The sequence below is a fragment of the Caballeronia eucalypticola genome (assembly GCF_047608185.1).
In the GTDB taxonomy this organism is placed as follows: domain Bacteria; phylum Pseudomonadota; class Gammaproteobacteria; order Burkholderiales; family Burkholderiaceae; genus Caballeronia.
Window position 1 is genome coordinate 1 of sequence record NZ_JBLKRU010000043.1, and the last position, 13,187, is coordinate 13,187.

The 13,187-nt window shown below is 61.3% G+C and carries 8 protein-coding genes and 1 pseudogene; 6 read left to right on the forward strand and 3 right to left on the reverse strand.

Annotation, left to right across the window (positions count from 1 at the left end):
- Positions 1-351: 351 nt before the first annotated feature.
- The gene (locus ACMX25_RS32300; RefSeq protein ID WP_414953973.1) at positions 352-1,581 is read right to left on the reverse strand and encodes an acyl-CoA dehydrogenase family protein; all 1,230 of its coding nucleotides are present in this window, start codon (positions 1,579-1,581) and stop codon (positions 352-354) included.
- Between the two features lie 333 nt (positions 1,582-1,914).
- On the opposite strand from ACMX25_RS32300, the pseudogene ACMX25_RS32305 reads away from it, so the two are divergent.
- The 6 genes and pseudogenes from ACMX25_RS32305 (at position 1,915) to ACMX25_RS32330 (ending at position 9,994) form a co-directional block, all read left to right on the forward strand.
- Positions 1,915-3,308 (forward strand): annotated as a pseudogene (locus ACMX25_RS32305) (LLM class flavin-dependent oxidoreductase).
- A complete protein-coding gene (locus ACMX25_RS32310; RefSeq protein ID WP_414953974.1) occupies positions 3,305-4,522 on the forward strand; it encodes a GNAT family N-acetyltransferase in 1,218 nt (405 codons plus the stop codon). The pseudogene ACMX25_RS32305 and the gene ACMX25_RS32310 overlap by 4 nt, the downstream one beginning before the upstream one ends.
- Positions 4,523-4,599: 77 nt before the next feature.
- Positions 4,600-6,375, forward strand: coding sequence for an ABC transporter substrate-binding protein (locus tag ACMX25_RS32315; RefSeq protein WP_414953975.1), 1,776 nt, complete (start codon positions 4,600-4,602; stop codon positions 6,373-6,375).
- A gap of 15 nt (positions 6,376-6,390) precedes the next feature.
- Positions 6,391-8,043 (forward strand): dipeptide ABC transporter ATP-binding protein, encoded by a 1,653-nt coding sequence (locus ACMX25_RS32320; RefSeq protein ID WP_414953976.1) that lies wholly within the window; start codon positions 6,391-6,393, stop codon positions 8,041-8,043.
- Complete coding sequence (locus ACMX25_RS32325; protein ID WP_414953977.1) at positions 8,036-8,971, forward strand: ABC transporter permease; 936 nt, start codon at positions 8,036-8,038, stop codon at positions 8,969-8,971. Before ACMX25_RS32320 ends, ACMX25_RS32325 begins: the two co-directional genes overlap by 8 nt.
- A gap of 30 nt (positions 8,972-9,001) precedes the next feature.
- Entirely contained in the window at positions 9,002-9,994 is a 993-nt protein-coding gene (locus tag ACMX25_RS32330) for an ABC transporter permease (protein WP_414953978.1), read from the forward strand.
- A 24-nt stretch (positions 9,995-10,018) separates the two neighbouring features.
- Here ACMX25_RS32330 and ACMX25_RS32335 read toward each other — a convergent pair whose 3' ends face one another.
- Both ACMX25_RS32335 and ACMX25_RS32340 read right to left on the reverse strand, forming a co-directional pair.
- A complete protein-coding gene (locus ACMX25_RS32335) occupies positions 10,019-11,413 on the reverse strand; it encodes an LLM class flavin-dependent oxidoreductase (RefSeq protein ID WP_414953979.1) in 1,395 nt (464 codons plus the stop codon).
- Positions 11,410-13,137, reverse strand: coding sequence for a dipeptide ABC transporter ATP-binding protein (locus tag ACMX25_RS32340; RefSeq protein ID WP_414953980.1), 1,728 nt, complete (start codon positions 13,135-13,137; stop codon positions 11,410-11,412). Before ACMX25_RS32340 ends, ACMX25_RS32335 begins: the two co-directional genes overlap by 4 nt.
- Positions 13,138-13,187 lie beyond the last annotated feature (50 nt).

Below are 13,187 nucleotides of genomic sequence, written 5' to 3' on the forward strand. Positions count from 1 at the left end.
CCGTTCAGGAAAAGGCCTTCCGCCTGCTCAACGTCAGCCCTGTCGCCTGTACCCAGTAATCGCTTCGCTCGCGCGCACATAACCGCGATAAATCAAAGAATTACGCGCGTCGGCGCTCAAAGCTCGGGCTAAGAATCGGGTGCGTTTTCGGTCTTGAGTGGCGACCAAGCGGACTAGCCATCGGGTGGCAATCAATCGCGGTGCAGCCATAAGCCAAGCTGCTGTTGTCAGTTGGGGAGCCGCGGCATGCGTTCCACGATTAAATCGTCTCACCCGCGACACTCCTGTTATTGGTCCCCCAGGCTGTACAGAAGACTCCCGGCATGCGTAGCGCCGCATTTATTTACTCAGTCACACCTCGCCGAGCACGCCAAGATACGCTTGACCGATGAGCTCATGTGAGGCGTCGGCATTTGGCGGATGGAACGCGCCGGCCCGTACATCGCGATACAAGCGTTCGAGTTCATTCCGGCGCGACAACGACGCTGCGCCGGCTATTTTCAGCGACAAGTTCACCACGCGCAGCGCACCGTCCACGGCATGCTGTTTTGCGGCCAGCAATTTCGCGATCCACGGTTCATCGTCTGCATAACCTTCCCACCACTGCGCGGCTACGCGCTCGATCAATGCTTCAATACTGTCGAGTTCGATCGCGGCTTCCGCCACTGCAGCTTGCGTGAATGGCTTATGCGCGTAGGTCTGTCCCTGCGGCGCCGCCGACGTGCGGCTGCGTGCTGCGCTGACCGCCAGGTCGAACGCACGTTTTGCGATGCCGAAGTACACCGCGCCAAGCCCTGGCAGCACGGCGCCCAGGATGCCGTCCACGAACGGGTCGTTGGGGATCCCGGCGGGTAGCACGCGCGTCACGTGTTCCCGCGCCGCGATAGCGCCTTCAAGATAGGTATCGTCGCTGCGTGTGGCGCGCAACCCAAGCGCGTCCCAGGTTTGGACCGTCCGATGCCCAGGCGACTCGCGCCGGATAAACGCGTGCACGATCTTCGGATGCGGCGGATCGGAGTTATCCAACCCATGCACGCCGAGCCAGTCCCATGCAGGTGCAAGCGAGGTCAGGACCTTGCGGCCATCGAAACGATAACTGCCGTCGGGTAGTGGCGTCGCCGTAACGAATGAATGCGCCAGACCCAGGTCGTTGCCGGGTTCACCGTGTCCGGCGGCGAACACTTTGCCGGCGCCGGCTTCTTCGAGAATCCATTGCGTGGAAGTATCGCCCTTCCTCAACAGATGAAGCGCCGCCCCGATCCAGTATTGATGCATGTTCAACGCCAGCGCAGTCGCCGGCGCGCGATACGCAAGCCGGACTTGCTCGTGCAGCAACTCCGGCAGCGTGAGGCCGAGTCCGCCCAGTGCAACGGGGACGGCAGCGTGGAGAAAACCGGCGCGTTGCAGGTCGTCCAGGTCTTCCGTGAAGAAGCGATTCTCGAGGTCATAAGCGACGGCGCGTTCGCCGATGCGCGAGAGTAATGCGTCGCTTAACAAGGGGGCACGCGATGTTGCCGGCGCCTTCACTTGCACAGGCTGTGACACGGGCAAAATGTCGACTTCGCTTGGAAAATTTGACATCCATCGGCTCCTTTGATGAAACATTGCGTTCAGCGATTATGGCGACGCGCCGCTTGAGTGCGCCACCATCGATTGATGATTTGCAAATCAGGATGTCAGCTGCATAAAGCGCGACAGGTTGTTATTGCGCTAGCGAAATTCGTTATAAAAATAGTTCCAAGGCTGCGATTTGGATAGACCTTGCATGAGGGATTGAATTGCACAAATCGCTATACCCACGCATGAATATTCAGACGATCCCGATGCTAGGATAAAAAACGTTTCACTCACTGAACGGCTCGCTGAACGATATCGAGTGGTTCAGCCTTACCGGTCTTATTCCTCATCGCGAACGTGTCCAGCAAACCAATCATATTGAGCGGGTTCACCATGAACACCGTCTCGCATCTCAACTACGGACTTTGGCGCCATCCCGACGATCAAGCGTATCGCTACACCGATATTGACTACTGGATCGAGCTGGCAAAGCTGCTGGAGGAGGGGCGCTTCGACAACCTGTTCATTGCCGATGCGTTAGGCCTCCTCGACGTCTACGCCGGCAGTGCGGATGCATCGCTGCGCACGGGCACCCAGTCGCCCGTCAATGACCCCTTGCTCCTGGTTTCCGCAATGGCCGCCGCTACCCGGCATCTTGGCTTTGGCGTTACCGTATCGACAACCTATGAACAACCGTATCTTCTGGCGCGCAAATTCACCACGCTCGACCATCTCACGAAGGGCCGGATGCCTGGAACGTCGTGACCTCGCAACTGGACAGCGCAGCGCGTAATCTTGGCCTCGAACGCCAGGTTCCGCACGATGAGCGCTATGAAATTGCCGACGAGTTTCTCGATGTCGTCTATAAGCTCTGGGAACACTCGTGGCAGGACGGTGCGGTGGTCCGGGACAGCAGCCATGCAGCGTTTCCCGAGGGGCTTTACACCGACCCGGCCAAGGTCCGCGCCATTCGTCACCACGGCAAATACTTCGACGTACCGGGCGCGCATTTGTCGGCGCCCAGCCCGCAGCGTGTGCCAGTCCTGTTTCAGGCCGGCGGTTCGCCGCGCGGTCAGGACTTCGCCGGCAAACATGCGGAAGTGGTATTCGTCGCCGGCGCGGATGCGGCGGGCATCCGTCGCAACGTCGCCCAGATCAAGGCAGCGGCACTCAGCCATGGTCGTAGTCACGACGCCATCAAGTTCATCAGCGGTGTTGCCGTGGTTGTTGACGAGAGCGATCGTGCCGCGCAGAACAAGCTGCACGAATACCGGTCGTTTTTCAATGTCGAAGGCGCCATTGCGCATTATTCGGCAAGTACCGGCATCGACTTTTCGAGCCAGCCACTCGATTCCCCGCTGAAGTATCAGGACACGGATTCGAACCGGTCGTTGCTGCGCATGTTCGACGATCCGGAGGGTGGCCGCGAATGGACGTTGCGCGAAGCGCTTGCGCCAGCCAACGGGTTCGGGCGCAGCAAGACAATCGTCGGTGGACCCGTGACGGTCGCGGACGGGATCGAGCGCTGGCTCGAAGCAACCGATACCGATGGTATCAACCTGATCCATATCCTCAGCCCGGGCAGTTTTGCTGATTTCGTACGGTACGCAGTGCCGGAGCTGGACAGGCGCGGGCGGCTGCGTGAACGCCGCAGCGGGACCTTGCGCGAAAGATTGTTCGCGAGCGGCTCCGCGCGTGTGCCGGCCGATCATCCCGCAAGCCGTCAGCGCATCGACGGCGTGCGCTCATGAATGGCCTGATAAACGGGCCGCACGTGCGCGCCCTGAACGGAGATGAGGAGCTGCTCGCGGCAACGAAGGTATTCCGCACGGCGATGATCGGATTGCCGGTGCTGCCACGCGATCGAGCAGTGGAACTGAACCGGTTGAACGACGCGGGGCGCACGTACGGCGCATTCGAAGCCGATCGCCTGATCGGGACCACGGATTCGTATGCCGGGACGATTACCGTGCCCGGAGGGAATCGCGTGCCGCACGCGGCAGTCACGCATGTCGGCGTGTTGCCTGGGCACACACGCCAGGGCGTGGCCAAGGCGCTGCTGGTCCGGCAACTCGAAGATGCCCGCCAGCGTGGCGAGGCGCTCGTCTCGCTGCGCGCGGCATCGGCGAGTATCTATGGAAGGTTTGGCTACGCGGTCGCGAGCTCGGCGGCGGCCATCGAAGTGGACGCGGTCAATGCGCGTTTGCACGTCGGCGTGGAGCGCGGTTCGGTGCAACTCATCGACCCGGATAACGCGTGGCATCGCATGGCCGTGCTGTACCGCTCGCTTTTGCCGGAACGCGCAGGGGCGATCGACCGTGGCGCTTATTGGTGGCGTCTACAGGAAATGCGGCAGCAGGGCGCACCTACGCTTTCGCACGTTGCCGTTCGCGGGGAAGAAGGATACGTGCGTTATCACGCGGTCCCGAGCGCCAACTGGTTTTCCGAACGGCAACGAACAATCGTGGTTGACGATCTCATTGCTTCGTCATCCGAAACGTATGCCGATTTGATCGGACATGTGCTGTCGCTCGACCTGGTGCATAAGGTGGTACTGACGGCTCGTCCAACGGACGATCTGCTGCCATGGCTGCTCGAAGACTACCGGCATGCGAAGGCAACGGATCTGCGCGATGAAACCTGGCTTCGTATTGTCGATACCCGCATCGCCCTGGATGCGCGGCGCTATTCAGGTGACGAAAGCTTGGTCATCGAAGTGATCGACGCTCTGCTGCCAGAGAACACCGGGCGCTTTCAGATCACCGCGAACGGTGTAGCGCCGAGCGATCGGAAACCGGATGTGACAGCCGATGTCGCCGCACTGGCAGCAGTTTATCTGGGCGGGGCTCGCTGGTGGCAACTGGTGCAGTCAGGTCGTGCGCAAGCGCGATCAATCAGCGCAGTGGCTGCACTGGATCAGCTCTTTGCCACCGATGCCGCGCCGTTTTGCGGCACGCACTTTTGACCCTATTCAGACAGACTCTCGTGCTCCACGGCGAGCGCAACCCTATAAAACCACACACTTCCTGACAGGGCATGTTTATGACGTTATCTCTCCCCGGTGCGAGCCAGGTTCTTCTGCCGTTGCTCATTGCTGCGCTGACAAGCCCGGCCGTCGCCCTTGCCACTGACGCTAACAATACCAATACCAACACGCCGAAGCCGGGCGGGACTTTACGCCTCGCATCGCTGCAACCGGACATTGACGCGTTCGATCCGCTGACCGGTTACAGCACCGATTCGTGGGAAGTCCTGCGTGCGGTAACACGGCAACTCGTCACTTACCCGGGTTCGGCGACTAACCTGAAGGACGACACCAAGCTAGTCCCGGACCTCGCGCAATCATGGGATGTCAGCCCGGACGGCAAGACCTATACGTTTCACCTGCGCCAGGGCGTGACGTATTCGGGTCCGACGAACCGCCCGATCGTCGCCGGCGACTTCGTCTACGCAATCAAGCGCTTCTGCGATCCGAACAAGGAGGTTGCGGCGGTCAACTACTTCAACCTCGCATTCGCCGGGTTCGCAGGCTACTGCAAGGATTTTGCAAAAGTGCCTTCGGGCGATCTTGCGGCAAGCAAAAAATTCATCGACACGCATGAGATTGCGGGCGTTTCCGCGCCCGATGACCACACGCTTGTCCTGCGCTCGGACACGCGCAACTACGATTTTCTCAACATCCTGTCGATGAACTTCGTGACCCCGCTGCCGGAAGAGGTGGCGTCGCGCTATTTCCCCGACTCGCAGGAGTTCCGCAAGAATTTTCCATCGAGTGGACCCTACGCCGTGGATTCCTACGTAAGCGGACAGAAGCTCGTGCTGAAGAAGGTCCCGAACTACAACCATGCGCTCGATCCGGCTCGCAAAGCCTACGTCGATCAGATCGTGCTCGACTTCACGACCAATAGTGAAGACGCCGTCGTGCAGAAAATCCAGGCTGGCGATGCGGATCTTTCGCTCTACCTGGACGTGCCGCCGCTCGCTACCATCCGCCGCTTCGAGGCGCAGAAAAGCCCTTATCTGCATGCGTCGAATAGCGGGGCGGCCAACTTCATCGTGATCAACGCACGGCCGGAAGCGGTGAGTCCCGGGGCCGCCGCATTGCGCAAACTGGCAACTCGTCAGGCGCTGGCTTATGCGGTCAATAAGGCGCACATCGTGCAAGCGCAGGGCGGTCCGATTGCGGCGGTGCCGTTGGGCCAGATCATCACGTCGACAACGCTTGGTCATCGCCCGCTCGACCCTTATTCGACTGCGGGCAGCCGCGGCGATCCAGCGAAGGCGAAACAGCTTCTTGCCCAGGCGGGTTACCCGGACGGTATCGCTTTCGACCTGGCTTACCGGTCCAACGCCCAGTTCTCGACTATCGCGGTAACGTTGAAAGAGGACCTTGCGGCGTCAGGTATCAAGTTGAACCTGATACCGGTCCCGCCTACGCAGTTCCTCGCTTACCTGCAGGACGCCAAGAGCCGCTATGACCTCGCGCTGGCGCAGTTTGCACCTGACTGGCAAGGACCCAGCACACGCATGCTGCTGGGCGGCTGGCTCGACTCTGACGCGTCCCCTTGCGGCAAGGGAAACAACTATGCGATCTGCTACAACAACCTGGTGCTGAACGGCCTCGCGGCGAAAGCGTTCCCATCGGACAATCCCGAACCCATCTGGGCCGAAGCAGACCGCCTCGTATCGGCTGACTTGCCGTGGATTCCGTTGTTCGAGAAGCGCAGGGTCGCGATCACGTCGGACCGGCTGACGAACTGGGTGTGGTCGTCGCTTGCCGTGCAGGCGGACATCACGAATATCGCAGTGCGTCAGTGAAACCCGGCGATCATCATGGCGGCATTTGAAGTCAGGGATTTGGTCGTCAGCTTTGGCGCCGGTGGGCGCCGGAGCGAGGTCGTGCATGGCGCCTCGTTCGCGGTGGACGCGGGCCGGACACTGGCGATTGTCGGCGAGTCCGGCTCGGGCAAGAGCGTCGCACTGCTTGCGGCAACAGGCCTGTTGCCGCCCGGAGCGTCGGTGCAGGGCAGCGTGTTGTTTCGGCGGCGCGAGATCCTGGGTCTGTCCGAAAGCCGGTTGCGCGCGCTGCGTGGGGCGGGGATCGGCTATGTGTTTCAAGACCCGTCAAGCAACCTGCATCCGTTGAAGACGGTGGGCCGCCAGATTGCCGAAGCCATCAGCGTGCACCGGCGCATGAGCCGCGCTGCGCTGCGGGCACGCGCGATCGAGCTGCTCGACGAGGTCGGTATCAAGGAGTCTGCCCGGCGCCTGCACGACTATCCGCATCAGTTCTCGGGCGGGATGCGCCAGCGCGTGATGATCGCCATCGCTATTGCGATGAACCCGGCGGTGATCATTGCCGACGAACCCACCACTGCGCTCGACGTCACCGTACAAGCGTCCATCCTGCGCTTGCTCAAGCGCTTGCAGCAGCGTCACGGCACGGCGCTGGTGTTCGTCAGTCATGACCTGGCGGTTGTATCCGAGATTGCCGATGACATCGCCGTGATGCGGCATGGCGTGGTGGTTGAAAGCGGTCCGGCCGCACAAGTGCAGGACACTCCCGCGCACGTCTATACACGCGAGTTACTGGATGCATCGCGGCATGCACCGGCGCCGGCTTCGCCCGCGCGGCAACCGGTGCCCGCGGTCGCGCCGCTGCTGGTCGTGGACGGCATCACGCGTTCGTTCCCGCAACCGGCATGGTTTGCGAAGCGGCCGGTTCCGGTACTCCACGATGTCTCCTTCGCGCTGCATGAGGGCGAAATACTCGGTCTGGTCGGTGAGTCGGGATCAGGCAAGTCCACGATCGGCCGCATAGTGGCGGCGCTCGACCGGCCGGATTCCGGCTCGGTGACACTCGAGGCGCTGCGCTACGCCGTCCCGGGAACCGGGCCGCTGAAGGTGTCGCGAAGCTTGCGCGCGGCGGTCCAGGTGATCTTCCAGGACCCCTATGGCACGCTCAATCCGCGACAACGCGTACGCTCGATCTTGAGTGAACCGTTCGTTAATAACACCCGGCTGGGTCCAGGCGAGATTGCAGAGCGCGTGACCCGCATCATGGAGCGAGTGGCGCTGCCCGTGGAACTGCTTGACCGGTTTCCTGCCCATCTCTCGGGCGGTCAGCGCCAGCGCGTTGCCATTGGCCGCGCGATTGCCCTGCAGCCACGCGTGGTGGTGGCGGACGAACCTGTCTCCGCACTCGATAGCTCGACCCAGCGAAAGATCATTGAATTGCTGCGTTCGATTCGCGCGACCGAGCGAGTGTCGTTTCTATTCATTTCCCATGATCTGGGTGTGGTCGCCGAGCTGTGCGACCGCGTAATTGTGCTGGAAGGCGGGCGCGTGGTGGAAGCGGGGCCGGCTGCGGCTGTTCTAAAAAATCCACAGCATTCCTATACAAAAAAGCTGGTTGCATCCATTCCGGGCCGCATGCGCTCCCCGATCAACCTGACTGAGTTCGCACCGGAGGAGTCCGATGTCTGATCCTGCACTATTTGCAGCGTCGCCCCTGCAGGCGCCCGTCATTCGTACGGGGCTCGCACGAACCTTGTGGCGAGAGCCGTCCGTGCGCATCGGTTCGGTGCTGGTATTTCTGGTGCTTCTTGCTGCGCTCGGTGCGCCGTGGGTGAGCGCGTGGCTGGGACACGGACCGACCCAGCAGTTCCGCGATGTGGCCCTCTCCGAGACCGGTTTGCCTGTTGGACCGAGCGCCGCTTTTCCGCTGGGTGCCGACGACAATGGCCGGGATGTACTTGTGCGAACGTTGTATGGTGCGCGTATTTCCCTGCTCATCGCCATTCCATCGACTACGCTGGCCATGGTGATAGGCACCTCGATCGGTCTGATTGCGGGTTTCTTTGGCGGGATCACGGACAGAGTGGTCTCGCAGGGAATAGATGTCGCGCTGTCCTTTCCATTTGTGGTGACGGCCTTGAGTCTGCTTGCTTTCAATCGTGGGGCCGACGGTCAGAGCCTCATCAATCCGATGCTCGTGGTCATCATTGTCATTTCGTTTTTTTCATGGACTTATTTCGCACGGCTGACGCGTGGCCTGGTGTTGAGCATGCGCCATCTTCCGTTCATTGAGGCGGCGGCGGTGGCCGGCGCGAGCAGGAGGCGAATCGTCTTCAGGGAGATCCTTCCGAATGTCGCGCCTTCGGTGCTGGTGTACTGGGCGGTGCAACTGCCCAACAACATCATTGCAGAGGCCACTTTGTCATTTCTCGGCGTTGGCGTGCAGGCGCCGGCGGCCAGCTGGGGCAACATGATTGCGGACGCGCAGCGCTCGTCGATGTATCAGGTCCAGCCGTGGTTCCTCCTGGGGCCGAGCATTGCGCTGTTCATCACCGTAGTCGGTTTCAATACGATCAGTTCGGGTCTGCGAAACGTCCTCGATCCGCAGCGGCTGTGACCCGTGACCTGTGACTTTTGAACCATGCTCATGATACGCACGCTTCCCCGCCTCTTTGCGCGCACTTTATCCACGCTTGTCATCGTGCTGGTGAGTGCATTTTTTATCACGCGGCTGGCCTACCGGAACCCTGCCGTCATGCTGGCGCCGCGCAATGCGGACCAGCAAACCATTGACGCCGTCGCCCACGCTCTCAGGCTCGATACACCCTGGTATCAGCAGCTTTGGTATTACGCGTATCGCGGACCCGACATCCAGGGAGCACCGATGGGTCTTGCCCACTGGCCACCGGCCCTCGGCTATTCATTCCGCCATCAGGCCGGCGTCACTGATCTGATCTTGTCTAAGGTGCCGGTAACCTTATCCGTCTCGCTCGGAGCGCTAGTGATTTCGGCGATAGTCTCGATCCTGCTCGGTGTACTCGCGGCGCGTCGAGCCGATTCATGGATCGATCACACGCTGTCCGGATTTGCCTACGGTGCGCTGTCCGTACCAACATTCCTGAGCGGCATGCTGCTATCGTATTTTCTTTACTTCCAGCTTTCGATGCACGGCATCAATGTGTTTCCGGGCAGCGGCTACGTGGCGCTCACCGACGATCCGCTGCAATGGGCGCGTCATTTGCTGCTGCCGTGGCTGACGTTGTCAGTGGCAGAGGTCGGGATGTTTCAGCGCGTGGTTCGCGCGAGCATGCTGAATGTTCTCGGCGCGGATTATGTGCGTACCGCTCGCGCTAAAGGCGTCCCCGAATGGCGGGTATTACTTCGGCATGCGTTGCCGGCGGCGCTCAATCCAGTCATCACACTAGGCGGTCTGGAGCTCGCCGTGATCATGGGGGGCGCGATTGTCACCGAGCAAATGTTCGGGCTTGACGGAGTAGGGCGGCTCGCGATCACTGCAGCGCTGGATGGCGATTTTCCCGTCGTGATCGGCACAACGGTCTTTGCTGCCAGTGTATTCGTGGGCTGCACGCTTGTAGTCGATCTCGTGACACGCTGGCGTGATCCGGCGCGTGCTGTCTGATCCCTGCAGCGGTCGACGGCAGTTTCAGGTCACCGCCGCCGCGTGATTCGATGAAACCGGCCGTACCGCCGCGCGCGTTAGCCGCGCCGGATGATGGTCGGGCAAGTAAGGCCCGTGTCCCTGAATCTTTTCGCGCAAGGTCCCGGGCGCGTAATCCGTCTGCATCAAGCCGCGCCTTTGCAGCACGGGCACCACTTGATCGACGAACTCGCTCCACCAGCCGAGGGTCGTCACCGGCACCACGTTGAATCCGTCCACACCGGCGTCGGCGTAACGCTGGACTTCATCGGCAATCTGTTCTGGCGTGCCTGCAAAACGGCCGGATACCGTCTGTCGCAACAGATCACCGAACGTGACGACATGGTCCGGCGCGGCCTCGATAAAAGCCCTGACGTTGCCGCGTACGTGGTTCGTCAGCAGCAGTTCCGAAATGGGCCGGGCCGGATCAATGTTCGAAAGGTCCACGCCTAGACCACCGCTCCAGAATGACTGCAATGCTTCCATGCTGAGCCACTCTTTCAGTTCGCGACGGCGGGCGAGCGCTTCGGCTTCAGTTGATCCAATCACCGGTGCGAGCGAAACAATGATCTTGAGCTCGTCGCCTTCGCGACCGAATGCACGCGCGCGTGCGCGCAGATCGGCTGCTGTCAGCGCAGCGCTTTCAGGCGTGCGAGAGGCGATGAACGTAGCCTCAGCATGGCGCGCAGCAAACGAACGCCCGGCTTCCGATCCTCCTGCCTGGAAGAGCAGCGGCGTGCGCTGCGGCGAGGGCTCTGAAAGATGCGGGCCTTCGACCGAGTACCGCTGCCCCCGATGATGAATCTTGTGCACTTTGGAAGGATCGGCGAACACGCCTCGCTCAGGGTCGGCCACAAGCGCATCGTCGTCCCAGCTTGCCTCCCAAAGCTTGTAGGCGACCTCTGCATATTCCTCCGCCCACCGGTAGCGTTCGTCGTGTTCCGTCAGCGCACTTTGCCCGTGGTTGCGGGCGGCGTTATCGAGGTATGAGGTGACGATGTTCCAGGCCACCCGCCCGTCCGTCATGTGGTCGAGCGTGGACATCTTTCGGGCGAAGTCGAAGGGGTGATCCTGGATGACGGAACTGGTGACCGCAAAGCCCAGGTGTTCAGTCACCGCGCCCAACGCCGACACAAGACTGGCGGGGTCGAGGCTCGGAAATTGCATCGCTGTACGAATCGATGTGTCGCCGTTGCCGCGGAATTTGTCGTAGACACCCACTACGTCCGCGAGGAAGACCGTATCGAACTTGCCGCGTTCCACCGTGCGCGCCAGATCGAGCCAGGGCGCAAGCCGCTTGTAGTCGAGCTGGATACGGCCCTCGGGGTGACGCCAGTAACCATGACTGTGGTGATTGGGCGTGACGTGCGTGAACGCGTTATAGATCAGGCGTCGCTTCATGGCGTGAGCTCGGCGGTAGAAGCGTCCTGGATCGAGCCGGTGTTCGATGCCTCACGCGATCGCGAGGGTAAGGACAGCACGGCATCGAGCAAGGCACGCGTGGAAGGCCGGAGTGCGTTGGCGTGAAGGTCGGCGGCATCGAAGGTCTCGATGATCCGGCCGCTCTCCATGACCGCCACGCGGTCGCACATGAATTCGATCACTGGCAAGCTGTGGGCGATGAACAGATAGGTCAGGTCAAGTGTCTGCCGGAGTTCGAGCAACAGGTTGAGAATGTCCGCCTGAATCGATACATCGAGCGCGGAAGTTGGTTCGTCCAGCACAATGAACTCGGGCTTCACGACCAGTGCCCGGGCAATGCCGATCCGCTGCCGCTGGCCACCGGAAAATGCATGGGGGAAGCGCTCGAGATGCCGGGCTGTCAGCCCGACTCGTTCGATGGCCTCAATGGCGAGTTGATAAGCGTGAGGTTGATTGCGCGCCACGCCGAGCCGCAGCGCTGGATCGCAAAGTTGCTCGCCAATTGTACGGCGCGGATTGAGCGACGACGTGCTGTCCTGGAACACGAACTGAAACCGCTGGCGGAAACGCTGCAATTCGGCGGCATCGAACTGTGCCAGGTCAGCGCCGGCAAATTGAACGCTGCCGCTGGTCGAGGCAAGCAACTGCGCGACCAGGCGCGCCAGTGTTGATTTGCCGGAACCGGAGGTCCCGATAAGGCCGAAGATCTCGCCGCGGCGGACCTCGAAATGGACGTCGCTGACGGCATCGAGTGTGCGCACGCGTGAACGCAGCCACGACTTTTCAATGACGAATGTCTTGGTCAAGCCCTGGACTTTGAGCAACGGTTCAGACACAGGTTGGTTAGAGATAACCGATACCACCGCTTTCCTGCCAGCGCTCTCACCCAGCCGTCGCGCAGGCGATGGGTCCAAGCGCCGCAAGCCCAGTTCGGGCACTGCCGCAATCAGTTTCGCCGTGTAGGCATGGCGCGGCACTGTCAGAACCTGCTCCGTTGACCCATGTTCCACGATTCGCCCGGCCTTCATCACAGCGACGCGGTCGCTCAGGAACGACACCACGCCGAAGTCGTGTGTGATCATCAGAACGGCCATCCCGAACTCACGGTTCAGGCTCTTCAGCAGCGCAAGGATTTCCTTCTGAAGCGTGGCGTCGAGTGCGGTAGTCGGTTCGTCGGCGATCAGCAAACGTGGCCGGCCCATCGCCGCCATGGCGATCATCACGCGTTGCCGCATGCCGCCGCTCAGTTCATGCGGCCACGCGTGCAAGACCCGTTTTGTGTCGGCGATACCCACGCGCTGAAGCCACGTTGCGGCGTGTTCGAGCGCTTCAGCCTGGCCGATATCCCGTCGATGCCGCGCCACCTCCTGGAGCTGCGCGCCTACCCTGAACGACGGATCGAGTGAGCTGAGCGGGTTCTGAAATACCATCGCAATGCCGCTGCCGCGGATCTGCTCGAGTGCGGACTCAGGTTTTCCCAGTAGCGCGCTGCCTTCGAACGATATGTTCCCGTGCACGCTTGCCTCGCGCGGCAGCAAGCCGGCAATGGCCGCAGCCGTGACGCTCTTGCCTGACCCGGATTCGCCGACCATCGCAACGATTTCGCCCGCTTCAATGTGGAGGTCGATACCGCGCACGGCGCTTTCAAGCCCGTGTCGTCCAGTGAAATCTACCTTGAGTTGTTCAATCTTCAGCAATGACACAGGGATCTCCGCCGGGGCGTTGAGGGTAGGTGCAGGGAGCGCAAGACCGG

Coding starts and splice junctions, on each gene's coding strand:
- ACMX25_RS32330 (WP_414953978.1), top strand. CDS start 9,002: ATGATACGCACGCTTCCCCGCCTCTTTGCGCGCACTTTATCCACGCTT.
- ACMX25_RS32315 (WP_414953975.1), top strand. CDS start 4,600: ATGACGTTATCTCTCCCCGGTGCGAGCCAGGTTCTTCTGCCGTTGCTC.
- ACMX25_RS32335 (WP_414953979.1), bottom strand. CDS start 11,413: ATGAAGCGACGCCTGATCTATAACGCGTTCACGCACGTCACGCCCAAT.
- ACMX25_RS32320 (WP_414953976.1), top strand. CDS start 6,391: ATGGCGGCATTTGAAGTCAGGGATTTGGTCGTCAGCTTTGGCGCCGGT.
- ACMX25_RS32325 (WP_414953977.1), top strand. CDS start 8,036: ATGTCTGATCCTGCACTATTTGCAGCGTCGCCCCTGCAGGCGCCCGTC.
- ACMX25_RS32300 (WP_414953973.1), bottom strand. CDS start 1,581: ATGTCAAATTTTCCAAGCGAAGTCGACATTTTGCCCGTGTCACAGCCT.
- ACMX25_RS32310 (WP_414953974.1), top strand. CDS start 3,305: ATGAATGGCCTGATAAACGGGCCGCACGTGCGCGCCCTGAACGGAGAT.